The sequence below is a fragment of the Planctomycetota bacterium genome (genome assembly GCA_016235865.1).
GTDB lineage: Bacteria > Planctomycetota > MHYJ01 > JACQXL01 > JACQXL01 > JACRIK01.
Window position 1 is genome coordinate 46,309 of the sequence record JACRIK010000001.1, and the last position, 23,744, is coordinate 70,052.

The 23,744-nt window shown below is 51.0% G+C and carries 25 protein-coding genes; 6 read left to right on the forward strand and 19 right to left on the reverse strand.

The annotated features are described in order from the left end of the window. Nucleotide 1: 1 nt before the first annotated feature. The 5 genes from HZA49_00145 (at nt 2) to HZA49_00165 (ending at nt 7,632) form a co-directional block, all read left to right on the forward strand. Nucleotides 2–3,007, forward strand: a complete 3,006-nt coding sequence (locus HZA49_00145; protein ID MBI5777851.1) for a PQQ-binding-like beta-propeller repeat protein — start codon at nt 2–4, stop codon at nt 3,005–3,007. Next, nucleotides 3,007–4,074, forward strand: coding sequence for a nucleotidyltransferase family protein (locus HZA49_00150; protein ID MBI5777852.1), 1,068 nt, complete (start codon nt 3,007–3,009; stop codon nt 4,072–4,074). The genes HZA49_00145 and HZA49_00150 overlap by 1 nt, the downstream gene beginning before the upstream one ends. 57 nt (nt 4,075–4,131) lie before the next feature. Then, nucleotides 4,132–4,668, forward strand: coding sequence for a hypothetical protein (locus HZA49_00155; GenBank protein MBI5777853.1), 537 nt, complete (start codon nt 4,132–4,134; stop codon nt 4,666–4,668). Between the two features lie 86 nt (nt 4,669–4,754). Beyond that, nucleotides 4,755–5,534 carry a hypothetical protein gene (locus HZA49_00160; protein MBI5777854.1) on the forward strand — a complete coding sequence of 260 codons (780 nt, stop codon included), beginning with the start codon at nt 4,755–4,757 and terminating at the stop codon, nt 5,532–5,534. A gap of 19 nt (nt 5,535–5,553) precedes the next feature. Then, complete coding sequence (locus HZA49_00165) at nt 5,554–7,632, forward strand: hypothetical protein (GenBank protein ID MBI5777855.1); 2,079 nt, start codon at nt 5,554–5,556, stop codon at nt 7,630–7,632. A gap of 38 nt (nt 7,633–7,670) precedes the next feature. Here HZA49_00165 and HZA49_00170 read toward each other — a convergent pair whose 3' ends face one another. The 15 genes from HZA49_00170 to HZA49_00240 all read right to left on the reverse strand — a co-directional run bounded on the left by HZA49_00170 (nt 7,671) and on the right by HZA49_00240 (nt 18,166). Then, a complete protein-coding gene (locus tag HZA49_00170; GenBank protein MBI5777856.1) occupies nt 7,671–7,892 on the reverse strand; it encodes a type II toxin-antitoxin system HicA family toxin in 222 nt (73 codons plus the stop codon). After that, nucleotides 7,893–8,093, reverse strand: coding sequence for a type II toxin-antitoxin system HicB family antitoxin (locus tag HZA49_00175; GenBank protein MBI5777857.1), 201 nt, complete (start codon nt 8,091–8,093; stop codon nt 7,893–7,895). A 123-nt stretch (nt 8,094–8,216) separates the two neighbouring features. Further along, a complete protein-coding gene (locus HZA49_00180; GenBank protein ID MBI5777858.1) occupies nt 8,217–9,005 on the reverse strand; it encodes a hypothetical protein in 789 nt (262 codons plus the stop codon). Between the two features lie 710 nt (nt 9,006–9,715). Continuing rightward, nucleotides 9,716–9,952 carry a hypothetical protein gene (locus HZA49_00185; GenBank protein ID MBI5777859.1) on the reverse strand — a complete coding sequence of 79 codons (237 nt, stop codon included), beginning with the start codon at nt 9,950–9,952 and terminating at the stop codon, nt 9,716–9,718. Between the two features lie 2 nt (nt 9,953–9,954). Beyond that, entirely contained in the window at nt 9,955–10,299 is a 345-nt protein-coding gene (locus HZA49_00190) for a hypothetical protein (GenBank protein ID MBI5777860.1), read from the reverse strand. 7 nt (nt 10,300–10,306) lie between these two features. Next, nucleotides 10,307–10,651, reverse strand: a complete 345-nt coding sequence (locus tag HZA49_00195; protein MBI5777861.1) for a hypothetical protein — start codon at nt 10,649–10,651, stop codon at nt 10,307–10,309. Nucleotides 10,652–10,693: 42 nt separating this feature from the next. After that, complete coding sequence (locus HZA49_00200; GenBank protein MBI5777862.1) at nt 10,694–11,311, reverse strand: hypothetical protein; 618 nt, start codon at nt 11,309–11,311, stop codon at nt 10,694–10,696. A 57-nt stretch (nt 11,312–11,368) separates the two neighbouring features. After that, nucleotides 11,369–12,766, reverse strand: a complete 1,398-nt coding sequence (gene atpD / locus HZA49_00205) for a F0F1 ATP synthase subunit beta (GenBank protein ID MBI5777863.1) — start codon at nt 12,764–12,766, stop codon at nt 11,369–11,371. 203 nt (nt 12,767–12,969) lie between these two features. Continuing rightward, complete coding sequence (atpG, locus tag HZA49_00210; protein ID MBI5777864.1) at nt 12,970–13,905, reverse strand: ATP synthase F1 subunit gamma; 936 nt, start codon at nt 13,903–13,905, stop codon at nt 12,970–12,972. A 20-nt stretch (nt 13,906–13,925) separates the two neighbouring features. Further along, nucleotides 13,926–15,470 (reverse strand): F0F1 ATP synthase subunit alpha, encoded by a 1,545-nt coding sequence (locus tag HZA49_00215; GenBank protein ID MBI5777865.1) that lies wholly within the window; start codon nt 15,468–15,470, stop codon nt 13,926–13,928. A 103-nt stretch (nt 15,471–15,573) separates the two neighbouring features. Next, nucleotides 15,574–16,113: an ATP synthase F1 subunit delta gene (atpH, locus tag HZA49_00220; GenBank protein ID MBI5777866.1), complete on the reverse strand. Its 540-nt coding sequence runs from the start codon at nt 16,111–16,113 to the stop codon at nt 15,574–15,576. Continuing rightward, complete coding sequence (atpF, locus tag HZA49_00225; protein MBI5777867.1) at nt 16,110–16,625, reverse strand: F0F1 ATP synthase subunit B; 516 nt, start codon at nt 16,623–16,625, stop codon at nt 16,110–16,112. Before atpF ends, atpH begins: the two co-directional genes overlap by 4 nt. Before the next feature lie 68 nt (nt 16,626–16,693). Then, complete coding sequence (locus HZA49_00230; protein MBI5777868.1) at nt 16,694–16,984, reverse strand: ATP synthase F0 subunit C; 291 nt, start codon at nt 16,982–16,984, stop codon at nt 16,694–16,696. Nucleotides 16,985–17,055: 71 nt separating this feature from the next. Then, nucleotides 17,056–17,802, reverse strand: a complete 747-nt coding sequence (gene atpB, locus HZA49_00235; protein ID MBI5777869.1) for a F0F1 ATP synthase subunit A — start codon at nt 17,800–17,802, stop codon at nt 17,056–17,058. Beyond that, the gene (locus HZA49_00240; protein MBI5777870.1) at nt 17,792–18,166 is read right to left on the reverse strand and encodes a hypothetical protein; all 375 of its coding nucleotides are present in this window, start codon (nt 18,164–18,166) and stop codon (nt 17,792–17,794) included. Before HZA49_00240 ends, atpB begins: the two co-directional genes overlap by 11 nt. Nucleotides 18,167–18,314: 148 nt before the next feature. Here HZA49_00240 and HZA49_00245 point away from each other — a divergent pair, with 148 nt between their 5' ends. Then, nucleotides 18,315–19,220, forward strand: a complete 906-nt coding sequence (locus HZA49_00245; protein MBI5777871.1) for an isoaspartyl peptidase/L-asparaginase — start codon at nt 18,315–18,317, stop codon at nt 19,218–19,220. 9 nt (nt 19,221–19,229) lie between these two features. On the opposite strand, the gene HZA49_00250 is transcribed toward HZA49_00245, so the two are convergent. The 4 genes from HZA49_00250 to HZA49_00265 all read right to left on the reverse strand — a co-directional run bounded on the left by HZA49_00250 (nt 19,230) and on the right by HZA49_00265 (nt 23,728). Then, complete coding sequence (locus tag HZA49_00250) at nt 19,230–20,264, reverse strand: hypothetical protein (GenBank protein MBI5777872.1); 1,035 nt, start codon at nt 20,262–20,264, stop codon at nt 19,230–19,232. Between the two features lie 237 nt (nt 20,265–20,501). Next, nucleotides 20,502–21,062: a type II secretion system protein gene (locus HZA49_00255; GenBank protein ID MBI5777873.1), complete on the reverse strand. Its 561-nt coding sequence runs from the start codon at nt 21,060–21,062 to the stop codon at nt 20,502–20,504. Nucleotides 21,063–21,299: 237 nt separating this feature from the next. Continuing rightward, a complete protein-coding gene (locus tag HZA49_00260; GenBank protein ID MBI5777874.1) occupies nt 21,300–22,559 on the reverse strand; it encodes an adenosylhomocysteinase in 1,260 nt (419 codons plus the stop codon). Then, the gene (locus HZA49_00265) at nt 22,556–23,728 is read right to left on the reverse strand and encodes a methionine adenosyltransferase (protein ID MBI5777875.1); all 1,173 of its coding nucleotides are present in this window, start codon (nt 23,726–23,728) and stop codon (nt 22,556–22,558) included. Before HZA49_00265 ends, HZA49_00260 begins: the two co-directional genes overlap by 4 nt. Nucleotides 23,729–23,744 lie beyond the last annotated feature (16 nt).

Sequence of the window (23,744 nt, forward strand, 5' to 3'; positions counted from 1 at the left end):
TATGAGACTAATAACGATTATTCTTGTTCTTTGCGTCTCGGCGGTGAATCTTATTCACGCCGATGATTGGACCTCGCTGGGCAACGACGCCACTCGCGCCAGAAGCACCGAGGAAAAACTCTCCGACACCTTTATTCCGGACTGGCAACATACGGTTACTGACAGCATAACTTCGTCTCCGGCAGTCGCAGACGGATGCGTGGTCTTTGCCTGCCGTGATGGCGCAGTCCGGGCGCTGAAGGAAACCGACGGCTCCCTGCTCTGGACCTCGGCTATCAGCGGCGATATCATCGCCTCGCCGGCCATTTATCAGGGCCGGATCTATATTCCGTCGGACAACAAGGTGCATTGTCTGCGGCTTCTTGATGGCGTTCCGCTCTGGAACTATCAGACCACCAGCACCGACATTTCCTCACCGCTGGTCCTGAATAACCGGATTTATCTGGGTTTAGGTTTCCCCAACCAGAAGGTCATTGCCATTGATATTACAGCGACGGCCACGCCGGCCTGGCAGGCGCCGACCGAACAGATTGTCTATTCGTCTCCGGCTATATCAGGCGCAACATTAATCATCGGCTGTGACAGCGGCCGGTATTACGCCCTGAACACGAATACCGGCTCGGAAACCTGGTCATATCCGACCGGCGGGGCAGTCCTGCTCTCATCGCCGCTCATCAGCAACACCAGTGTCTATCTCCTGCCCGGCGGCAATGACCTTAATTTCTACTCAATAGACATTGACGACGCTAATTGGCCTGTATCAAATTACCAGATTGCCCTGGCTGACCCGGCATCAGGAACGATTGTCGGTGATATTATCGCTACCAAACTGGCCACCTCATCGCCCATAAAGGCAGGGGACTATGTCGGATTCACGGTTCGGTTTGATTACTCGGTGGATACTGATTCCGACACCATTGCCGACCAGTATGTGCTCAACGAATACGCCTTTGCCATTGACCCGGTTACGCCGACTGCCTCAGTTAAATGGCAGGTGGCGTTAGGCACCCTCATTACCGCCAACCAGAACAACATCCCGCCTTATGGCCTGTGTCCGACCCCGCTGGCTATGCAGAACCAGTCCGGACAGACCGTGCTGGCAGTTGCCTCATCGCTCTCATCCGAGTTGCGGGTCCTCGGCGCAAGCAACGGCGCCATACTCTGGAATTATACCCTGGATTCAGCCACCCAGTCATCGCCCGTTGCCGCCAACGGCCGGCTGCTTGTCGCCACTAAGAACGGCTCGCTCTACGCTTTCCAGTCAACAAACAGCAGCCCGCAGCCGGTATCAAGCGGCTTCTCACCGGCTACCGGAACCACCATCACCGTCGGCACCGCTACCTTTACGCCCACGCTTACCTGGTCTTCGGCCACTGACACCAATGACGCGTCCGTGACACTGCAATATCAGGTCAGAATTGATGATGATGGTGAGGTCATAGAAAGTTACGACTCCATAACCACCACCTCAGCCGGGATTACCTCTATCACCTTTGCGCCGATTCCGATAACCAGCACACTCCAACTGACCTATTCCATCCGGACCATAGACCCGTCCAACGCATATTCTGCCTGGTCTGACCGGCAGACCTATTCTGTATTCCTTGATACCACTGCGCCTGATGCGCCGGGCAACCTGATGGCCACGCCCAGCAACGGTTATGTCAATCTGTTTTGGACTGCCTCGCCCAGCACGGATACGGCCGGATATCTGGTGGCCTACGGGGAAATATCCGGCACATTCGGCTCCTATCTGGCTATCGGTAATGTGACCAATTATCAGGTCACCGGCCTGACCAACGGAATCACATATGTCTTCAGTGTCGTGGCTGAGGATATGGTCGGCCTGCAGAGCAGTCCGGTTGAGGCAACCGCCGCGCCGGACTATCATATCTTCCTGAACGGCGCGCCGTATGAGACGCTATCAGATGCCGTCAGCATTGCCCAGTCTGGCGACACGATTACCTTGAGTCCGATAACCTTTGTTGTTCCGGGAACTTTATATCTCAAGCCGGGCGTCAGCATCTCTGGTTATGCCCCGCACCTGACCATACTGCAAGGCCCGAGTATGGCCACCCTGTTTGAGTTGACTGGTCCCACGGTCGTTACCAAGGGCGTGATTTCTAATCTTACCCTGACCGGCGCCGGCATCGGTATTGACGCCTCATCCTACGGCCTGGAGGTCAGGAACGTCATCCTCCGGCAGATGGGCACCGGAATCTTCGGCAACGATACATCCGACCTCATTATCGTCAACAATACCTTTATTTCTCATACCGACGCGGCCATAAATGTGGCCGGCCAGACCGCGATTCGCAACAATATCATCGTCCGCAATGCCATCGGCATCTGGTGGTCCGGCATTGAGGCCGACCTGCCCAAGTTATCCATTACCTACAACGACGTCTATGGCAATGCCACGGACTATCTTGATTGCACGATCGGGAATGGAAACATCTCGGAGAATGTGGCATTCAGGAACGAGGCAGCTAATGATTACCGCGAGGTGGTTGGTTCCAAAACAGTGGATACGGGAAGTCCGTCCGACACGTATGCATTGGAGCCGTCACCCAATGGCGGCCGGATTAATATGGGCGCATTCGGCAATACGCCTTATGCCACGATTTCCCAGAGTGCCGGAAGTAGCGCTGCATACAAGGGAATGAACAATGGCTGTTTCATTGCCACGGCCGTCTATGGCAGTTATAACCATCCCAATGTCATGGTCCTGCGCAACTTCCGGGACAGGCATCTGATTACTAATGCCCCGGGCCGGCGCTTTGTTAGTTTATATTATAAGGTCAGTCCGCCGATCGCGGAGTATCTGAAACAATCCCCTGTTAAGGCGGGTGTTGTACGTCTGGCCCTGACACCGGTGGTGTATGCCATGAAATATCATTTTACAGTATTAGGGTTTTTCATCTTGTTAGCAGGAGTATTATACTTCACCACAAAGGTCACAAAGAATAAAATCCCCTCTATCAAGAGGGGATTTAGGGGTGTGTAATGAATTATGCCTTGGCGCGTAATATTATTATCTACGATGAATTAAGTAGAATCCTCCCCGCCTTTCATTCTGCCGGCATTAAAACCATCCTCCTGGCCGGCGCGGCCCTGGGCGCCACGGTCTATGACAATATCGGCCAGCGCCAGATGGGCGATATTGACCTGTTAATCCGGCATCGGGATACGCAGAGGATAGGGGAGTTATTGGGTGATTTAGGGTATGTATTGGACACGGCCCGTTCTGATGAGGCGCATTATTCCAAGACCATTGGAGAATTCACCCTGCACATTGACTGTCATACTGACCTTAGGCACTATCTGGACGATAAGGCATTGGCCGGCGTTTGGGCCCGCGCCGTAAAGTCCCCTCTATTAAGAGGGGATTTAGGGGTGTGTAATTCCTTTGTATTATCTCCGGAGGACACCCTCATCTACACCGCCGTGGATTCTGCCGTCTATCACGGACGCATCACCCCGACCGTCCTTAAGGATATTGAACTGATTATAAAACATTACTCTATTTCTTCTGAACTCCCCCTTAGTAAAGGGGGACAGGGGGTTGTGCGGGTAGGGGTGAGTGGGCTTGACTGGCATCTGGTCATCCAACTCCTCAAATCCTACCGCCTGGAAACGCCTTTACACATCCTCTTTGACCGCTGTCGGAAAGAGGGCGTTCCTATCCCTGATGAAGTGATGCATTCTCTCCATCCCCGTAAGCGTTCCTTGGAATATTATCTTTATACAATATTACTGGGCATGTCTAAATCCCCCCATCCCCCTTTTGCAAAGGGGGAGCGAGGGGGATTAGAAGATAAGGGTGTGTTAAGCGACGACCTTTCTCGAATCCTCCGCTTCCTCACCCGTCCGGCTGCCCGCTGGGAGGTATTCCTGAACTCCTTCTTCCCGTCTTTACGTTTTGTAAAGCAGAGCTATGACCTGAATGACGAAATCCCCTCTAATAAGAGGGGCAGGGGTGTGTTACTGACAATACTTTATCCGTTAAGATTTCTTTCGCTTATTTGGAGAATGAATAAAGCCATGTATCAATTTACACTGAGGATGTTATAGATTAAAACAGGAGAATTCCATATGAAATGCCCTTCCTGCGGTTCTGACAATGGTGATATGTCGAAGTCATGCAATCTCTGCGGCAAGATATTAAAGGAAACGCCAAGCCCAGACGTTCAGCAGGGGCCTGAGCCCGGCGGACAGGACGACAAACTGGCCCAACTGAGACGGGAGTACGAGGCCAGAACCGAGGAACAGGCGCGCCAGGCAAAAGAACGCCGTCGCTATAAGATGAGAGACCACGGGATTACCGGCATCATCACATTTTTTATATTAAATACGCTGGCCGGGTTGCCTGGCAGTTTGCTCCCATGGAATTTAGTACTGAATGCGGTCTTAAGCGCCATCTTCGGTTTCCCGGTCGGCTATCTGATAAGCCGCTGGGGCGGCGGCATTGGCAGGGGTGTTCTTATTTCCTGGGGATTCTTTGCCCTGTTATTGCTGGTCGTATCGGCGCCGTCAGTTTTGAGCGGCAATCTTACCTTGAATGTATTCGGCCTGTGGATTGGAATCACGTTGCTTAAGGGCCTGATTATGGGCATCATACCAGGGGCAATTATCGGGTACCACGTGATGCTTTCTGAGGGCGGGTGAAGAGGCAATGTGTCAATTAACGCTGAGGATGTAATAATTTGCACAACAGGATTAAACGGTTTAAACTGATTAAGATAGGAGTAGATATGAACTCAGAGAGACCGCGTCCAGCGAAAACCACCGCTATTGTTCTTCTGGTGCTGGCTGGTTTGATGTTCGCCGGCCTCGGTTGCACCGGCATAAAACAGTCGGAAATGGATGCCAAGAACAGGGAAATAAAGACCCTGAATGAGCAACTGGCCGAGGCGTCCAGGAATGAGGCCTTCTTAGTAAATTCAATCAAGGCGCAGAGCATCGAAATAGAGAAGAGAGGCGAAAACATTAGGGAATTGCGAATAGAGATGAGAAAACTGCTGGTCAAGATGATTGGCCTTCCCGAAGCGGATATGCCTTATGTGGATGAGTACTTTACGAAGATGTTAGATTTGACAAAGGGCTCGGAACTTAAACCTAATCCAGGTCAAACTATTGAGGATATATCGTTTGCACTTCGGGTTAGCCCTGATAACAGTCCTATTTCGCCCACCGCCATCTTCAAGTCAGGCGACCGGCGCATCTATGCCTGCTTTAAGAATCAGGGCGTGCTTGAGGGGCTGGCTAAAGTGATTACCCGATGGATGAATAAAACAACTAATGAGGTTATCGGATTAGATACCAAGGCCCTAAATCCCGGTGTTTCCGATAACTTCATCTGGCGTGAGAAGAAGGACGGCTGGCCAGCCGGGGAATATCTGGTGGAACTCTTCAGCACCGATATATTAACCCGCATTGCCCAGGGCGCGTTTATGGTTCTGCCGGAGCACAAGAAAGAAAAGCCTAAGGAAGATACGCCCGATAAATCCAGAGAACCGGATAGTCCAAAGTAGTGTGATAGAATTCTAACCTATGTCAGCTAACGCCATCAAGTGGATATGTCTTGGGCTAATCGGAATAGCATTATGCCTGCTGCTTGTCTTCTATATCCTCGGAAGCTGGCATTTTCAATCGCCTAAAGATACGCCGGCACTAACAGGCACATCAGTTCCTGATGTTCCTATAAGCAATAGCCCGGCTGCCCAAATAGTGTATTCCTTTGGGCTGGAGCCGTTATCCGACGATGAATACCAGGCCATACCTGAGGCCGTGGTTCCATCTGATGCGCCGAGGTTGCTACCTGCTGTTTGGTCATTGGCCCATAAGATGCCTCCAGCCGGAGCGCAGGGGCACCAGGGTTCCTGCACTGCCTGGGCCGTGGCCTATGCCTTAAAGAGTTATCAGGAGGAGGTGGAACGGAACTGGGGGCTGGACCACCCCGGACACCTGTTCAGCCCGGCTTATGTTTATAACCAGCTGAACCGTGGCCGTGATAGGGGAATATCCATAAAAGGGGCCCTGAATTTATTGTCCGCACAAGGATGCGCTACTTTAGCGGCTATGCCTTATAATTCCTACGACTCGTCAACTAAGCCATCTGACCGGGCTAAGGATGAAGCCAGGAGTTATAAGATTGCCTCTTGGGCGCGGATTAATAAGAATCAGGATACCATTAAGCAGTTCCTGGTAAGCGGATATCCCCTGATTATTGGCATAATGACCGGCAGTAACCTGGGTCAGGAAAACCTGATTAAGGCAAATTATATCTATCGGAGCTTGGGGGAAGAAAAGTGGGATTGGCACGCCGCTATACTGGTCGGTTACAACGATGAAAAATCCGCCTACCGGTTCCTGAATTCCTGGGGCACGGACTGGGGTGAGAATGGCTATGCCTGGATTGATTATGACTTCTTCCCCAAGGTCTGCCGCGAGATATTTTACTGCCGTGATGCCGGAGAAGAGCCGGTCAGGGAGACCCGGGAACCCGGCAAGGTCTCTATTAGAATATCGCCGCCTAATGCGCCGTCTAATCTTAGGGCCGAGTATTTTGGTTTAGACCGGGTTTATCTGACCTGGAATGATAATTCAGACAATGAGGCGGGCTTTATAATCGAACAGCGCACTGAACAATCCAGCTTTAGGCCGTTTGGTTTAGTTGCCGCCAATGTAACTACCTACCTGAAGCCAAACCTCGCCGTTTCCACCACTTATTATTACCGTATCCGGGCCGATAATGTCGGTGGTTATAGTGACTATTCCAACGAGGTATCAATCACGACTAAAGATATATCCCAAAGGATTATCGTGGTTCGGAACGACATATGCGATGGGAGTAAAAGGTTCGATGGTAATTATGACCGGATAGAAGACGTTCTGAAGCGATGGCGTTTTCCCCATACCGTGGTGGGCAAGTCAGAGTTTGACAAGGATTCTTATCTGCTGGATGACAAGATAATGGTTATCTTCAATTGTAACCGCCATGGGAATCATTGCTGTAATCCTAATCATACTATCATCTCTAAAGAAGACGGAACGGCGCTTAAATGCCAGGGTGCTGGAGATTGTCTGAGGCACAATACTAAACTTAGCGATAAAAGCATTGAAAAGATACGCCAATTTGTAGGAAACGGTGGCTGCCTTTTTACTGAGGATCGACAATTTGATGAAATAATCAGTAGGACATTTAAGAATTTGCTGACTTATACAGGGGTGTATATCGACAATAGCCTGAAATGGGAGGAGGAAACGGTTAAGGTACTTCCGGTTATAACCAATTCGTCTTACGTACTGTTAGATGGTATATTTGACGGGAGTCAGACTGAAGAGTCTGACATTACCATAAAAATCCATAATTATAGTACTGATATAAAAATATTGGACAAGGATACTGTTACGGTTTTGTTGATGAGTCCGGATGTGTCGGGTGATGATAATGATGCTGATGGCATTGTGGCCGTAACATTTAAATATTACTCCAGTCCGGAGAAATACGGCCGGGTAGTGCATCTGATGGGGCATCTAACCGGACAGGGGCTACAGAATACCGACCTGGCATTGGTGAAATTGCTGGTCAATTTACTCAGGGATTATAATGCCCGGGGCGGGAAATAGGAGTCGATTATTCCGGGGACGCCTGGCCTAATTATTTGTTAGAGCGCATTGAATTCCTCAGCGGTTATGCCGGCTTGTTTGATTAGCTTCCTCAAAATACCCGGTCCCAATTCATGGTGTTGCGGGATGGATAGGGTGTAAAAATAACCGGCTCTGGTCAGCATCAGATGTGAACCTTTTTGCCGGGCGATTGTCCAGCCGATGCGTTGGAACTTCTTGACGGCCTCGGCTCCGGAACAGGTTTTTATCTTCTCGGACATTTATAGATTAACCGCAATGGCCTTTTTATGGTTAAACCGGGCCTTTTCCTCCATTACCTCCAGCCAGCCCGCGACGGCTTCCCTGATATTCTTTATGGCATCCTGTTTGGTTTTGCCTTGGGACAGACAGCCAGGTAACGCCGGCACCTCAGCCACAAAATATCCTTTTTCGTCCTGTTCAATCTTGACATACAATTTCATAATTGAATCTCCTACTATCTATATGATATTATATCTATAATGATGTAAGGAGTCAAGTAAAATCTGTAGCCCACCCCGCCCCGAATGCTTTCGGAGCGGGGTATCTACTCACCGGGTCTGTCCCTACGCATTCCGTCCGATTACCACATGCAGCAGGAACATGTTCATGTCCATCTCCCAGCCGCAGAAGCTCTTGCCGTCCGTCAGGGTGGGCGCGAATTCCGCGCACAGGGCCGGGTCGCGCATATGGTTGAGCAACATAGCATTGATGGCATTCTCCGCGTCCATAATGCCTTGGCCGTATTCGGACTTAATCACCGCCATGCCGCCCTGGACCAGCCGTTGCTGGAGCGCGGCCTTTAATGCCGAGCGCTCCCGGGTAGTCACGATGCAATAGGGCGCGCCGTCCACTGTCCAGGACGGGGCTATCCAGCCCACCGCGCTCTTTTCCCCGGCCAGGAAATGCACCGCCACCGGCACCACCGAACGGGCCTTCTTGCTTCCGGTCAGCCGATAGACCGTATTAGACGCCTCCTTTATCCAGTCCTCGACCGAGGAATCAATCTTCTCCTTGTAGAGTTTGGCGTTGTCCGCGTACTGCTTGTTCAGGTTCTTGAGCCATTTTTTGTATTTGGTGACCATATTCTGGCCCTGGGCATTGATGATTTCCTGGGCCGTCTTGCCGTGCTTGGAGATAAAGGCCGGGTTAATCATCTCCTTATATGCCCGGTTGGCCGGAATGGCCATCATAGATATGAACCGCTCGTCAAACCCGACCTTCTTAATCAGGCGCTGATAGGCGTAGATGGCCGCGTTCTTGGTGTTCTCCTGGTAGCGCTTGGACATATCCTCAGGCACCGTCCAGCGCTCCGGCACATAGAGAAACATCTCTAACTCTTTTATGAACTCCATATTTCTCACCCCCCTTCGTGGAAGGGGTTACACGGGGTTACAGGATGTTACAAGCGGTTGCAGTAACCTCTTGTAACTTATCGTAACTTCTTGTAACCTTATGTAACCATCATTCGTTCCCACAGATAATATACCCATCTCTTACCGGAAAACAAGTGGAATCTGAAAAATATCCGTAAATATTTTGCATCCCGATTATTAAACTAGAGTAGGGCTGGTAGATACCTATCCCGTATATGGCGGTTCGGATGATATGGCCTGGCCGGCCTTATTATATCGCACGCCCTGCCGCACCATCAGGGACGGTGTATGCTAAGGTTAGGGATATGGTTCCCTACATTGCTGATGGCGGTATCATATGGTCTGGCATGCGCTACCTGACCACCCAATAGCCCATCGCATATCTTCTGGGCCGGCTTTGCTTACCTTATCCTATTAGGTAGTGTATGATATGGTATTGGTATCCATACCGTATGGACTGATATGCCATAGCATACATAAGTGCGTATTCTACCGCAAGGTATAAGCTACCTAACCGTATAATATGACGTAGGTTATGGTAAGAACTGATATACCCTACAGTATAAACCGTCATTCCTTACGGTCAGGTATGTGGGTAGGGGGGGTGGGGGAGGGGGTAGGGTACGGTAGGGTACGGCGTGTGATAGATAGGTATCTGGGTGTAGGTGGTTGAGAGTCAATCTGAGATATTATAGGTCATTATTATCATGTCTTTTCGCGGCCAGTCGGTATGTAATCCAGGCCGCCCCGGAGGGCAGTCCAAGCACCACTGCCAGGAAGAGTAGCCGGTCCAGCCAGACCGAGACATAGGGGATAATCCTGCCGTGGCCCAGGACAAAGGTGATACCGAGGTATAATGCCGGCAGGAGCACGGCAATAAATACCGCGGCGCAGATAAGAATGCCTTTTACCTTTGGATTACTCATATTTAACTATGGTTGATAATAATGACCAGATAAATAAATGAGGCGATGTTGAGCAGGGACAGAACGCCGGGGAATAGTATCCGGCCGGAGTGTCTTGTAGATAATGTGAGCATGACATTAAAGAGCGCCAACAGGGTTGCAACAGCCGAGGATGCGATTCCAGCCAGCATCAAGCCACCCAGTCCGATGACAAATAAATGGCCTATCAATGGCGGGAAATTACCGTTGCCCCAGCCGCTCATCTGCCACTTGCCGATAATCACGACTATCACGCACAATACGGTAACCAGACAGAAGAAGACACCTGTCCAGTTTACAATCCTGATGTGTGTCCGTTGCGATATCATATTCGTATTACCCACCCATCAGCAGTCCGAGGGCCATTATCCCGACCATACCGATAAGGATTATCAGATTGAAGATGAGGCCGAGGATAGCCAAGACCTTCTTTCTATCCCGGGCCAGAAGGCCGACTATGCCAAAGGCCAGGCCGGCCAGATTAAGGACAAATCCGCCAATCATGATTAATCCCAGGATGACGGCGCTGGCGGATTTGTCGTCTATGCCTCCCGGCGTGCTGACTTCCATGATACCGGCAGCCGCCAGAAGAAGAAAGTCTGCCACGCCCATTACCAGGGATATGATAAATGAGGCAATCCCGAATCCGGAGTGTCTCAGCGGTCTGGTTTCTTCAGTCATAAATCCTCCTATCTGCAACCACCTCAAGTGGCGCGAGCTCCTCTAACCGGGTTTAGCGGCGGAAACCGCATAATACATCGATGCCGAGGCTAAGCTGATCCAGAAAAAGGTCGGGATAACACCAACACACAGGCAAATAATTCCGCCGATAATAATCGGGATTGACAATAGCCCGATCAGGAATATCTTTAAGGTATAGCCGCGGGTCATAATCCAGCTCTGCGCAATGGCGTCACCCGCGTCTGCCTTGCCTTCCATCACCAGATAGGGCACAAAGGCCAGCTTGCAGGCGAAGATGATGCCGGGCACAATCAACATGATAAATCCGGTCGTGATTATAATTGTGGTCAACAGAGAGGCCAAGAGCACATTGCCGTAGTTCTTAAATCCGGCAAAAAGGTCTTCCACCTGTATTTGCTCGCCCCGGGCGGCTTTGAGATTGACCAGCATCGTGCCGTATGATAACGGCCAGCCGACCATAATGCCATAGATATAACCCAGGCAAAAAGGCATGAAGTTTGGGGTAGTCAGGAGGAAGAGGATGAAATTCACCAAAAGGAGCATGAGAAATGTTTTCCATAAACGTCTCCAGGCATGACCGTAACAGGCAAAGACCTTAGCCTGAGGGGGAGGTACTAACAGATTTATTTCGTCAGCCATAAGTCCTCCTTTGGTTTTCCAGTACTTTCCGCTATACGCTTCACTCTCTACGCTTACCTACATCTGCTTAGCTTTCTCCACCGCTTCATCAATATTGCCGACCATATAGAACGCCTGCTCGGGCAGTTTATCATGCTTGCCGGACAGGATTTCCTGGAAACTCCTGATGGTATCCTTCAAAGGCACATACTTACCGGCGGTGCCGGTAAACTGCTCGGCCACGTGGAACGGCTGGGACAGGAAGCGCTGGATTCTGCGCGCCCGGGCCACCACGGCCTTGTCTTCGTCCGAGAGTTCTTCCATGCCCAATATGGCAATGATGTCCTGCAGGTCTTTATAGCGCTGGAGGATTTTCTGGACCTCGCGGGCCACGCCATAGTGTTCCTTGCCGATAATATTTTCATCCAATATGCGCGAGCTGGAGTCGAGCGGGTCAACCGCCGGATAGATGCCTAATTCCGCAATCTGTCGGGAGAGCACGGTCGTGGCGTCAAGATGGGCGAATGTGGTAGCCGGGGCCGGGTCGGTCAGGTCATCGGCCGGCACATAGATGGCCTGAATCGAGGTAATCGAGCCGCGCTTGGTTGATGTAATGCGTTCCTGCAACTCGGCCATCTCGCTGGCCAGGGTGGGCTGGTATCCGACTGCCGAGGGCATCCTGCCCAGCAGGGCCGAGACCTCAGAGCCGGCCTGGGTGAACCTGAATATGTTATCAACAAACAAGAGCACGTCCTGGCCTTCCTGGTCGCGGAAGTATTCAGCCATGGTCAGGGCGGTTAAGGCCACGCGCAGGCGCGCGCCGGGCGGTTCGTTCATCTGGCCGAAGACCATGACGGTCTTGGCCAATACGCCGGAACGTTGCATCTCCAGCCAGAGGTCGTTGCCTTCGCGGGTGCGTTCGCCCACGCCGCCGAATACCGAAAAGCCGCCGTGTTCGGTGGCGATATTCCGGATGAGTTCCATAATCACCACGGTCTTGCCGACGCCGGCGCCGCCGAATAAGCCGACCTTGCCGCCTTTGGAATACGGCGCCAGTAAATCGATGACCTTCAGTCCGGTCTCGAATATCTGTGTAGTGGTGGCTTGTTCGGATAATGCCGGGCTGTGGCGGTGAATCGGGTAGTAGTCCTTGGTTTTAATCTCGCCGATGGTGTCGATGGGCTCGCCCAGCAGGTTGAGCAACCTGCCCAGGGTGGGCCGGCCGACCGGGACAGTGATGACCGCGCCAGTATCAACTACCGGCATGCCTCTGATGACGCCGTCGGTCGAGGCCAGGGCAATAGTCCGGACCGTATTGTTGCCCAGATGTTGGGCTGTCTCCAGCACCAGATTCAGGGGCGGGGTTTGGCTGGTCAGTTTCAGGGCATTGTAGATGGCCGGCAGTTTTCCCTCCGGGAATGCCACGTCTACGACCGGTCCAATAACTTGTAGAACCTTTCCTTGATTGTCATTCATAGTAATAATTCCTTTCACTACAGAAATATAAGGTCTTTGGATAAACACGAATCGCACGAATAGAACGAATCACACGAATTCCTATTGTTTTATTCGTGATATTCGCCGTATTCGTCTTATTCACTTCGTGGTCACGCTTCGCTTAGTGCGTGTTCTCTTTTAAGGGCATATTAAATTTCTCCGCTATACGCTCCACGTCCCCGCTACTTCATCCCCTCCGCGCCGCCGACAATATCCAGCAGTTCACGGGTGATATTGGCCTGGCGGGCTTTGTTAAATGTCAGGGTTAATTCATCTATTACTTCGGAGGCGTTCTTGGAGGCGTTGCGCATGGCTATCATCCGGGCTGAGTGCTCGCTGGAATACGCCTCGAGCAGCATCCGGTAAAACACCACCTCCAGATAGCGCGGGATAATCAGGTTTAATAATTCAGTTGGTTCGGGCTCGAAGAGATAGTCTTCCGTTGAGCGTGGAGCGTTGAGCGTGGAGCGTGGAGGGTTATCTGTCTCTGTAACAAACGGCAGGAATCTCTGGACCTTGGGCCGGTTAATCATCGGATTGACAAACTCGCTATAGACCAGCCAGACCTCGCTCAATAAGCCGTTTTCGTAGTCATTTATTATCGGCGTGATTATCTCCTTGGCCAGCCCGATATTTATGTCGCCCGGGGCCTTAATGTCCCGCATTTTAATATCCCGTTTCCGGGCAAAGTCCTGAATCTTCTTGCCGATTGGCACGATTTCTATTGTTTTGGTTGTTTCTATCGAAGTAATAAAGTTAGCCAGCGCCTTGGTCATATTGGCATTATAGCCGCCGCACAGACCCTTGCTGGACGAGACTGCGATAACGCACATCTTGCCTTTTTTGGCTGTGACTGCGGGCGATGCCTCATTGCCGGTTTGCTTCATAGATTCGCTTCGCTCACTATAAATAAACGGGTGCTTGAACCCGATATCCTTGAGATTAGCCAGGAGGTTTTCGGTCATACTCTTGAGTTTAGACGAGTATGGGCGGATAGCCGTGAGTTTGGTCCAGACCCGCTTGAACTTGGCGGCTGAGACCATTTCCATGGCCCGGGTTATCTTCTTGATGTTCTGGACGCTTCGGATTTTTCTCTTAATCTTACGACCGCTTAACATAATAGTATACGCTATACGCTCTACGCTTTACGCTCAACGTTTTGGTATTCCTCCACTGCTTTATTTAAATGTTCGATTGTCTGCATATCCAGTTTCCTGGTCTTTTTGATATTCTCGGCAATACCCGGATGCTGTTCGTGGATGAATTTGATAATTCCTTCCACGAAAGACCGGACCTTTTCAGTGGCCATGGTATCCAGATGGCCGTTGGTGCCCAGCCAGATCAGGATAATTTGTTCGGTCACCGGCATGGGTTTGAATTGGGGCTGTTTCAGGAGCTCGACCAGCCGCTCGCCGCGGGTCAGCTGGGCCTGGGTGGTCTTATCCAGTTCCGAGGCAAACTGGGCAAAGGCAGCCAATTCTCGGTATTGGGCCAGGTCCAGGCGCAGGCGTCCGGCTACCTGTCTCATCGCCGATACCTGGGCCGAGCCGCCCACCCGGGAGACCGAGTTGCCCACGTTAATAGCCGGCCGGATACCGGCATAGAACATGTCCGGTTCCAGGTAAATCTGGCCGTCGGTGATGGAAATAATATTGGTCGGGATATAGCCGGCGATGTCGCCAGCCTGGGTTTCCACGATGGGCAGGGCAGTCAGCGACCCGCCGCCCAGTTCATCGGATAATTTAGCGGCCCGTTCCAACAAGCGGGAATGGAGGTTGAAGATATCGCCCGGGAACGCCTCGCGGCCCGGCGGCCGCCTTAACAGGAGGGATAATTGCCGGTAGGCAGCGGCGTGCTTGGATAAATCATCGTAGATGACCAGGACGTGCTGTTTATTATCCCGGAAATATTCGCCGATGGCGCAGCCGGCGTAGGGCGCGATATAGAGCAGCGGCGCCGGGTCAGAGGCCGCGGCCGCGACCACGATGGTGTATTTCATGGCTCCGTATTTTTCCAGTGTATCTACAATGCTGGCGATGGTGGATGCCTTTTGCCCGATAGCCACATAGATGCAGATGACATTTTCCTCTTTTTGGTTGATGATGGCATCAATGGTGATAGCGGTCTTGCCGGTCTGGCGGTCGCCGATGATAAGTTCACGCTGACCCCGGCCGATAGGTATCATGGAGTCGATGGATAGCCATCCGGTCTGGAGCGGCTCCTTGACGGGCTGGCGCTGGATGACATTAGGCGAACGGCCTTCGATGGGCCGGTATTCGGTGGTGGCAATCGGGCCTTTGTTGTCCAGTGGTTGGCCCAGGGCATTGACTACCCGGCCGACCAGCGCCGGCCCGACCGGCACCTGGGTAATCCGTCCGGTGGTCCGGACCTCGTCGCCTTCTTTAATCTTGGTGTCATCGCCCAGCACCACGCAGCCGACATGGTCTTCTTCCAGGTTGAGCGCCATGCCGAAAATCGGCTCGGCGGATTTACCATCTGCTTTGGTGGGTATGAATTCCACCAGTTCGGCGGACATAACCTTGTCCAGTCCCCAGACCCGGGCGATGCCGTCGCCCACCTGGAGGACCGTGCCGACCGTCTCCATTTTTAGTTTGGCATCATACTTGCCGATTTCCTTCTGAATAATGGAACTGATTTCTGCGGGCCGAATGTTTTGGCTCATAATAATTTCTCCTTATAAACTCCCCTCTAAAAAGAGGGGGCAGGGGGTGTGTAAAATATATTATAACACACCCCTAAATCCCCTCTTAATAAGAGGGGACTTGTTATGCTTTCTGCAATAACTTCTCTTTCAAGTCCCTTAATCTGGTCTGAACGCTACCGTCCATTACCCGGTCGCCTATTTTAACGGCCAATCCGCCCAGCAGCGCTGGTTTTATTTCAATATCCATAATCACCCGTTTCCCGGTAAGGCGGGCGAGTTTATCTTTAATTATGGCCTGTTGCGGTTCGGAGATAGGAAACGGCGTCCGGACCCGGGCCTTGACGATGCCGAGCGATTCGTCGGCCAGAAGATTATACATCTCAACGATATCAGGCAGGATACCGATGCGGCGCTTGGTTATCAACGCCTCAAGGAAATGGATGAGCAATTCATCTACCTGGCCCTTGAGAATCTGGGCCAGGATTTCTTTCTTGGAGTTTTGGGGTATCATCGGGTGCCGGAGAATCCCGGGCAGTTCGGTGCCGGACTGGTATATGGCCAGGGTGGCCTGGAGGTCCTGGCGGATTTTATCCACTTTTCCAGGAAGGGCAGTATTCAATAATGCCCGGGCGTACCGTGAAGCAATGGTTTTACTGGTCATTTATTTCTATCTATCTCTTCCAGGAATTCGGATACCACCCTGGAATTGGTTTTCTCGTCCAGTTCCTTGCTGATAATCTTTTCCGCCGCGCTGATGGCCAGCGTGATTATTTCCTGGCGCATCTCTTTCATGGCCTTGTTCTTTTCCAGTCCGATTTCGTCCTTGGCCTTGCGCAGGACATTATCGGCCTGAAGGTGGGCCTCGGAGATAATGTCGGTCTTGGCGGTCAGGCCTTCCTTAACGGCCGATTGGATTTTCTGGTAGGCCTCTTTTTCTATCTGGCTGAGTTTGGCCTGGTATTCATCGGTCATCTGGGTAATATGTTTCTTGTCCTGCTCTATTTTACCGAAAGTGTCCTCAATTTCCTTCTTGCGGTTGTCCAGATGGGTGAGCACGCGCTTGAACAGGAATTTATTGAGGATGAGAATCAATATGATGAAATTTACTGACAAAAGGATGATGACTTGGACCTGCCCGCCCAGGGCTGAGAATAAATTCTTTATCGCTTCCATAATTATTCCTTATCTTCCATGAAAGGCCCAGTCCCCCGGTTTAGTGGGGGACTGGGCATATTTAGATATTAATGTCCGCCGCCTGTTTTGGCTTTTTCAGATTCGTAGTTATCCTGCAGTTTCTGGGCTTCCACGTTGGCTTTTCCGTAGTTGGCCTGGACCATCTTGGTTAAATCGCCCTTTAGGATGATGCCGGTCACCAGGAATGTGAACAGCACCAGGGTTTCAATCAGTGCCAAACCGATAATCATCGATGTAAAAATCCTGCCGCCGGCTTCGGGCTGTCTGGCAATGGCCTCTACAGCGCGCCAGATAGCGCGCGATTGGCTTAATGCGCCAATAGCTGCGGCGATTGCCATTCCTAACCCGATGGCTAATGCTACCAAACCCACGTTATAATCCACTATGCTCACCCCCTCTCATTCGTTTATTATTCATGCGCGGTTATTAGTTTAATATATATTGCCGATAAGGCCGTAAAGATAAACGCCTGTAAAAACGAGGTGAATACGGCAAAACAGAACATTATCAGCTGCAGGCCAATCATGGGCACGCCCATATTAACCAGTGAGATAATGATCATATCCTCGCCGTAGATATTGACGTAGAGCCGTAGGGACAGGGACATGACCCGGATTATTTCGCTTAATATCTCCACCACTAGTATTAATGGGGCAATCAACCAGGTGGCCAGCTCCTTGGGCGAACCCATATAATGTTTGATATAACCCAGGAAACCGTGTTCCTTTAGGCCATATACCTGGACCATGAAAATCATCACGATGGCCATGGAGACGGTGCAATTCCAGTTAGCGGTCGGGGAAATCAGTCCGGGGATCAGGCCCATGAAGTTAAGGCAGAATATGAACAAGAATGCGGTGCCGAGAAGTCCCAGATAGTTGCGCCCGCCGTGGCCGATAAGCGAATCGAGCATATTGCCGAGCGAGTCCACCACGGTTTCCATTATGCCCTGCATCCGGCCTGGGACGCGCTTCAAGCGGCCGGACCAGATGAATGACATCAGCACTAGGAAACCCATGACCACCCAGCTCAGGACAATCAGCTGGAAATAGGTCTCGCCGTGTTCGTCTTTCAGGAATGAGGGCATCCATCCCTTTTCAACCAGCGCCTTATAAAGTGGTCCTAAGAGAGTCGGCGGATGCATTTCACTTGCCATATGATGCCTGCTTATTCGTTAAGTTATTTATCAAAACTATTGTCAGGATAATCGGCGCCATAATCAGGAATCCGATTATAAACGGCGCAGATACGATAAATCTGAGGTTGCCGAGAAGCAGGATAACCAGCGCGGTGGCGATGAACTTCATGATGAGGATTGCCCAGAGCAAGATACCGTTGATTTTACCCGACTTGCCGTAGTATAGGTTTCGGGTGATATAAAAGAAGAAGAAAGGATAGATGCCGAGCAGGGTTCCCAGAGACCAGCTTGCGACCCAGCCGGGTTTTCCGGCGATGTATAAAGCACTGCCGCCAGCCAGCAGTGAAATCACCAGTGATAGCAGAAGGATGTTCCTATTCATCTTTATTTTTACCGAGAGTCACGATATTCTATAAAATCTGCGCAGGCTGTCAATTTATTATGGGGTTTTTTCGCTGCCAATCAGATTGAGTTTTATCCCACAGAAGACGATATAAGTATAAAGTTTTATTAGTTAAGTAAAGAGAAATATGAAACGTCTAACGCACAAACCGATAATCGCAGCGCATGCCGGGGTGGGCTCGCCAAATGCCTACAGTGACGGAACGCAGAAGGCAGTCCGGGAAGCGCTCAAGGTGTTAAAGAAGACCAAATCTCCGTTAAAGGCAGCCATTGCCGGGACCGTGATATTGGAGAACGACCCGCGATTCAATGCCGGCACCGGTTCCAATCTTCGGATGGATGGCCGGACTATTGAGATGGACGCGGCGGTGATGGATTCGGACGGCGTTTGCGGCGCCGTGGCCTGCATCCAGATGGTCCGAAATCCGGTGCTGGTGGCTGAGCTGGTTTCCCACACGCCGCATCTACTGATGTGCGGCGATGGAGCAGTTGAATTTGCCCGGCTACATAAGATTCCGGTTTATAATCCGGCGACGCCCAAGACATTGGCTCGTTTCAGGGCTGCCAAGGCCAGATTAGTTCACAAGAATTTATTATATCAGACAAAACACGGGTTTAAGGCCTTGGGCAACAAGTCCCGAGGCTGCGATACGGTCGGCTTGGTTGTTTCGGACGGATGCGGTAACTTTGCCGGAGCCGTCTCAACCGGCGGAATCTCTTACATGATTAAGGGCCGGATTGGCGATTCGCCCTTGGTTGGATGCGGCATCTATGTCGGGAAAAACGGGGCAGTAGTGGCCACCGGCATCGGGGAAGAGATTATCAGACGGCTCCTGTCCAAGCAGGTCTATGACCGGATGGAAAACGGGATGAGCCCTCAAGAGGCCTGTGAATGGGGTCTGACTCTGTTTAAGGACCCGAGCAAATCAATAAAGAAATGCTACCAGCGGGTGCCGGTCGGCATCGTAGCGGTTAATCTGACCGGTTACGGCATTGTGGCAACGCATCAGATGGCCACGGGTTTTTTAAATTAGGATAGGGGGTTATTTTGCCGGCTCAATTATCTGGAACTGATTCATGATCGTGTTGTAGGCGAGTTTTTCCTTGTTGCGGTACCACCATTCCTGCCAGAGTTTAAGGGATTTCTGATTTTCCTCGTCCTTAGCTTCTTTTTCCGAATCATAGTTAAAGGCGAATCCGGTCAGGCGGCGCAGGAGATAGAAACTGCTCCAACGGACGGCCGGGTTCTCGTCCGCCAGTGCCTCAATCAGGGTATTAAGGACCGTTTTTTCACCCATCGGGCCGTAGTTTCGGATTATCCACTTGGGCGCGATTACTTGTTCGACCAGCGGGCGGGATTGTTTATTGAACTCATCGCCTTCGCAGAGATAGGTAATCTTCCTGATGCGGTTTTCATATTCATAGGTCGGGGTCTTGCCGCTCCGGGCCTCCTGGAGGTCTTTTTCGATATGCGAGTCCTTGACCGCGTCCGGCTGGGCCTCGCCGGGATAACGGCGCTTGACTACGTCAACCAATCCGCCAACCATTATTTCGTAAAGCCGGGCTTGCGGGTCAACCTCTTCAAATATTGCAATTCCGGTTACGGTTTCATTTGCGAACAGGTCCTTCTTGGCGCGCAGTTCCTGGCAATTCAGGTATAACAGCTTTTCCTTTAGTTCCTTTACCCGGTCTTTTCTGATTCCTATTGATAGTCCCAGGAGTTTCTCTTCGGTGAAGATAATATTCTCTCCCACGAGAGGTTGCAATGAATCCTGGTAGTATTTTACTCTTGATTTATTGCCGGCGGCAACCAGATCAGGATGGGTCAAGTCTATTTTCAGGCAGATGTCCAGGTTAAGCGGGGCTGTCTCATCGGACTTATTGGTTAGGGTATAAGTGAAGTAGTAGTAATTCTTGCGGGCGCCCAACGGGTCAACATTAGTGAATATCTTCAGCGGCCGATATTCAAAGTCAACCTCCCAGCGCTTCTTGAGTTTGGTATACCCATTGGAAACGCTGCCAAGCAGCGATAGCAAGACAATGCCCAATATAATCCGTGCGAAAGATATTTTTCTCATCGTCTGTCCAGAATCCACTCCCCGATGTCGCGGAGTTTATCCCCGCCAACGGCGGGGGCTCATCGTGACCCCGACGAATAGTCGGGATAAGTCGCTGATAACGCCCATGCGGGCTAACAGCGACTAATCAGAGCCAGTAACTCACCTTGTTCTAATTGGCTCTAATATATCTCAGGAGCCCAACTCCGGCGCGCCGGAACTGGGCAGAAAGTCGCGAAAGTATTACGAATCTTATTGTTATTCAGACCCAGCAGAAAGCTCCGTATTCGCCTCCGTCCATTCATCACTATTTTTCTGTTCGTTAACTTCTGAAACCTTGCCCCCGTAATACAGGACATTTATACTCATAGGGGTTTTCTTGGTATGGTTTGTGTCTACGTCGCCACCAATGGGGTCTGAATCTTTCTTGGCGTAACTCAATGACACAATGGGACCGCGATAATGACAGATATTCATACCGTCTCCTGTGTCCGGACTGCCACCTAGCACCGGGCAAACATAGAGTCCGTGCTGCCGCCGCAGAGGCGCATTCTCTCCATCATATTTTGATACGTCCCTTAATATGTTCCAAAGTTCTATTCCTGTTTCAGTCGGGTAGGTCTTGTATTCGGCCTCATACATTACCAGGCCGTTATACAGTCCCGAAAGGTTCTTGGAGCACTTCAGCACGTTGGCCTTGTATCTGATATTACCCATGCCGGGTAGGATGATGGTCGCCAGGACGGCTATGATGGCAATTACGACCAGAAGTTCCACCAAGGTGAAACCACTTTCTGTCCGCTTCCGTTCAGTCTTCATATCTTCTCACCTCCTTTTATGGCGCCTGAGGCGCCATTATCCCGATGAATATCGGGATACTATTTCTTTCGCAACTCTTGGTCCGTCTTTTACGGGATTCCGGAGACACCTGTAATATAACTATTGTATATTATAAAATCAAGTAAAATCTGATAAATTCTGTACTGGCTGTTAGCCCAAATGGAAATACCGTCACTTATCCAGCATCCTGATATTACATCAAGATGCCGTGATTTATTAGGTTCCTTCGCACCAGCTAATCAGATATTTTTGCTGCTTGGCGGTCAGGGTGTCAATCTTCACGCCCATACTGCCGAGTTTCAATTTGGCAATCCAGCGCTCTATTTCAACCGGCACCTCATAGACCTTGGCTTGTAGTTTGCCAGCGTTCTTCACGGCATATTCTGCGGTCAGCGCCTGGGTGGCAAAACTCATATCCATTACGGTGGCTGGATGCCCCTCGGCGCAGGCCAAGTTGACCAGCCGGCCTTGGGCCAGGAGGAAGATGGATTTCTTATTGCTTATCACATATTCATCCACATTGGGCCTGATATTCTTTTTTACGGACTTGCTTATTTTTTCCAGGGACGGAATGTCAATCTCAACGTTGAAATGTCCGGAATTGGCGACGATGGCGCCGTCTTTCATTATCCGGAAGTGTTCCTCCCGGACGACAGAGGTATTTCCGGTTAGGGTGCAGAAGACATCGCCTATCTTACAGGCGTTTTTCATGGGCATTACCTCAAATCCGTCCATTAAGGCCTCGATGGCCTTTAGTGGGTTGACCTCGGTAATGATGACCCGCGCCCCGAGTCCCTTGGTGCGCATGGCAAAGCCCCGGCCGCACCAGCCATAGCCGCACACCACGATAATCTTGCCGGCATAAAGGATATTAGTGGCCCGTAAGATGCCGTCCATGGTTGATTGGCCCGTGCCGTAGCGGTTATCAAAAAGATACTTGGTCTGAGCGTCATTGACCGCAAACATGGGATAGAGCAGGGCGTTATCCCGTTCCATTGCCCGTAGCCGGATAATCCCGGTGGTGGTCTCCTCCATACCAGCGATAATATTGTCGATTTTTTCTTTCTGGTTAGAATGTATTAAATTAACCAGGTCAGCTCCGTCGTCAATCGTAATATGTGGATTGAAATCAAGCGACGACTTGATATGCTGGTAATATTTCTGCCGGTTGACGCCTCTGATAGCAAAGACCGAGATGTGGTGATTCTTGACCAGGGCGGCCGGAATATCATCCTGGGTGGAAAGGGGATTAGAAGCGCACAAGGCCACCTCGGCGCCGCCGGCCTTTAAAGTCCGGACCAGGTTGGCGGTTTCTGATGTCACGTGCAGGCAGGCCGCGATGCGCTTGCCGCGCAGGGGTTTTTCCCGGCTGAATCGCTCGCGTATCTGGGTAACCACGGGCATCTGTTTTTCCGCCCAGTCTATCCTGTTCTGTCCGATGGTGGCTAACTTGATATCTTTGAGGTCATACTTCATTTCTTAAGTGCCTTTCTTAATAGTTTCACTTTATCGGTTAGTTCCCAGGTATAACCGGGTCCGGTTACCCCGAAATGCCCGTAGCGGGCCGTATGTTTATAGATAGGCCGACGCAGGTGCAGATGATGGATAATTCCGCCCGGAGTTAGGTCAAAGTTGTCTCTGACTAGTTTAATTATCTGAGCTTCTTTTATTTTAGCTGTACCGAATGTTTCGACATCCACGGTAACCGGTTCAGCCACGCCGATGGAGTAGGCGAACTGGACCTGGCAACGATTGGCCAATCCTGAAGCCACGATATTTTTAGCAACATATCTGGCCATATAGGCCGCACTGCGGTCCACCTTGGTCGGGTCCTTGCCGGAGAAACATCCGCCGCCATGCGTGCCCATGCCGCCGTAGGTATCGACTATGATTTTCCGGCCGGTCAGCCCGCAATCCGCATACGGACCGCCATAGACAAACCTGCCGGTTGGGTTGATAAGCATTCTGGTCTTGCTGTCAAGCAGGTGTTTGGGTATGGTTGGAAGAATAATATGTTTTAACAGATCTTTCTTTATTTTGGCATGGCTGATTTCCGGGTTATGCTGCAGCGAAAGTATTATCGTGTTGATCCGGACCGGATGGTCATTTTCATAATCGATGGTTATCTGTGACTTGCCGTCCGGCCTGAGATAGGGGAGTATTTTCTTTTGCCTGACTAAAGCAGCCCGGTTAACCAGTTTTCGGGATAACATCAGGGGCATCGGCATCAGTTCCGGCGTTTCCCGGCAGGCATACCCGAACATCATGCCCTGGTCGCCGGCGCCTAATTTCTTATGATGCTTGGTATTCTCATCAACGCCCATGGCAATATCAGGCGACTGCTTCTGGATGCAGGTCAGGACCGCGCAGGTCTCATAGTCAAAGCCCATCTTGGCATCGGTGTATCCGATTTCCTTGATGGTCCTTCGGACCACATCAGGTATTTCCACATATGTTTTGGTGGTGATTTCGCCGGCCACAATGGCCATGCCGGTTTTAACCATGGTTTCGCAGGCCACCCGGGCCGTCGGGTCTTTGCCGATAATCTCGTCCAGGATAGCATCGGAAATCTGGTCGCAGATCTTGTCCGGATGCCCCATACAGACTGATTCCGAGGTGAATTCTCTGTTGATGCGTCTTGTCATGTCTTATTAACCTCCT

Bases quoted from the DNA above. Each gene is read 5' to 3' on its own strand.
- HZA49_00175 (MBI5777857.1), bottom strand. From the start codon at position 8,093: ATGAAATTGTATGTCAAGATTGAACAGGACGAAAAAGGATATTTTGTG.
- HZA49_00165 (MBI5777855.1), top strand. From the start codon at position 5,554: ATGTCAGCTAACGCCATCAAGTGGATATGTCTTGGGCTAATCGGAATA.
- atpF (MBI5777867.1), bottom strand. From the start codon at position 16,625: ATGGAAGCGATAAAGAATTTATTCTCAGCCCTGGGCGGGCAGGTCCAA.
- atpH (MBI5777866.1), bottom strand. From the start codon at position 16,113: ATGACCAGTAAAACCATTGCTTCACGGTACGCCCGGGCATTATTGAAT.
- HZA49_00250 (MBI5777872.1), bottom strand. From the start codon at position 20,264: ATGAGAAAAATATCTTTCGCACGGATTATATTGGGCATTGTCTTGCTA.
- HZA49_00200 (MBI5777862.1), bottom strand. From the start codon at position 11,311: ATGGCTGACGAAATAAATCTGTTAGTACCTCCCCCTCAGGCTAAGGTC.
- HZA49_00265 (MBI5777875.1), bottom strand. From the start codon at position 23,728: ATGACAAGACGCATCAACAGAGAATTCACCTCGGAATCAGTCTGTATG.
- HZA49_00245 (MBI5777871.1), top strand. From the start codon at position 18,315: ATGAAACGTCTAACGCACAAACCGATAATCGCAGCGCATGCCGGGGTG.
- HZA49_00150 (MBI5777852.1), top strand. From the start codon at position 3,007: ATGAATTATGCCTTGGCGCGTAATATTATTATCTACGATGAATTAAGT.
- HZA49_00215 (MBI5777865.1), bottom strand. From the start codon at position 15,470: ATGAGCCAAAACATTCGGCCCGCAGAAATCAGTTCCATTATTCAGAAG.
- atpG (MBI5777864.1), bottom strand. From the start codon at position 13,905: ATGTTAAGCGGTCGTAAGATTAAGAGAAAAATCCGAAGCGTCCAGAAC.
- atpB (MBI5777869.1), bottom strand. From the start codon at position 17,802: ATGGCAAGTGAAATGCATCCGCCGACTCTCTTAGGACCACTTTATAAG.
- HZA49_00260 (MBI5777874.1), bottom strand. From the start codon at position 22,559: ATGAAGTATGACCTCAAAGATATCAAGTTAGCCACCATCGGACAGAAC.
- HZA49_00190 (MBI5777860.1), bottom strand. From the start codon at position 10,299: ATGATATCGCAACGGACACACATCAGGATTGTAAACTGGACAGGTGTC.
- HZA49_00240 (MBI5777870.1), bottom strand. From the start codon at position 18,166: ATGAATAGGAACATCCTTCTGCTATCACTGGTGATTTCACTGCTGGCT.
- HZA49_00180 (MBI5777858.1), bottom strand. From the start codon at position 9,005: ATGGAGTTCATAAAAGAGTTAGAGATGTTTCTCTATGTGCCGGAGCGC.
- HZA49_00160 (MBI5777854.1), top strand. From the start codon at position 4,755: ATGAACTCAGAGAGACCGCGTCCAGCGAAAACCACCGCTATTGTTCTT.
- HZA49_00155 (MBI5777853.1), top strand. From the start codon at position 4,132: ATGTCGAAGTCATGCAATCTCTGCGGCAAGATATTAAAGGAAACGCCA.
- atpD (MBI5777863.1), bottom strand. From the start codon at position 12,766: ATGAATGACAATCAAGGAAAGGTTCTACAAGTTATTGGACCGGTCGTA.
- HZA49_00145 (MBI5777851.1), top strand. From the start codon at position 2: ATGAGACTAATAACGATTATTCTTGTTCTTTGCGTCTCGGCGGTGAAT.
- HZA49_00195 (MBI5777861.1), bottom strand. From the start codon at position 10,651: ATGACTGAAGAAACCAGACCGCTGAGACACTCCGGATTCGGGATTGCC.
- HZA49_00170 (MBI5777856.1), bottom strand. From the start codon at position 7,892: ATGTCCGAGAAGATAAAAACCTGTTCCGGAGCCGAGGCCGTCAAGAAG.
- HZA49_00230 (MBI5777868.1), bottom strand. From the start codon at position 16,984: ATGGCAATCGCCGCAGCTATTGGCGCATTAAGCCAATCGCGCGCTATC.
- HZA49_00185 (MBI5777859.1), bottom strand. From the start codon at position 9,952: ATGAGTAATCCAAAGGTAAAAGGCATTCTTATCTGCGCCGCGGTATTT.
- HZA49_00255 (MBI5777873.1), bottom strand. From the start codon at position 21,062: ATGAAGACTGAACGGAAGCGGACAGAAAGTGGTTTCACCTTGGTGGAA.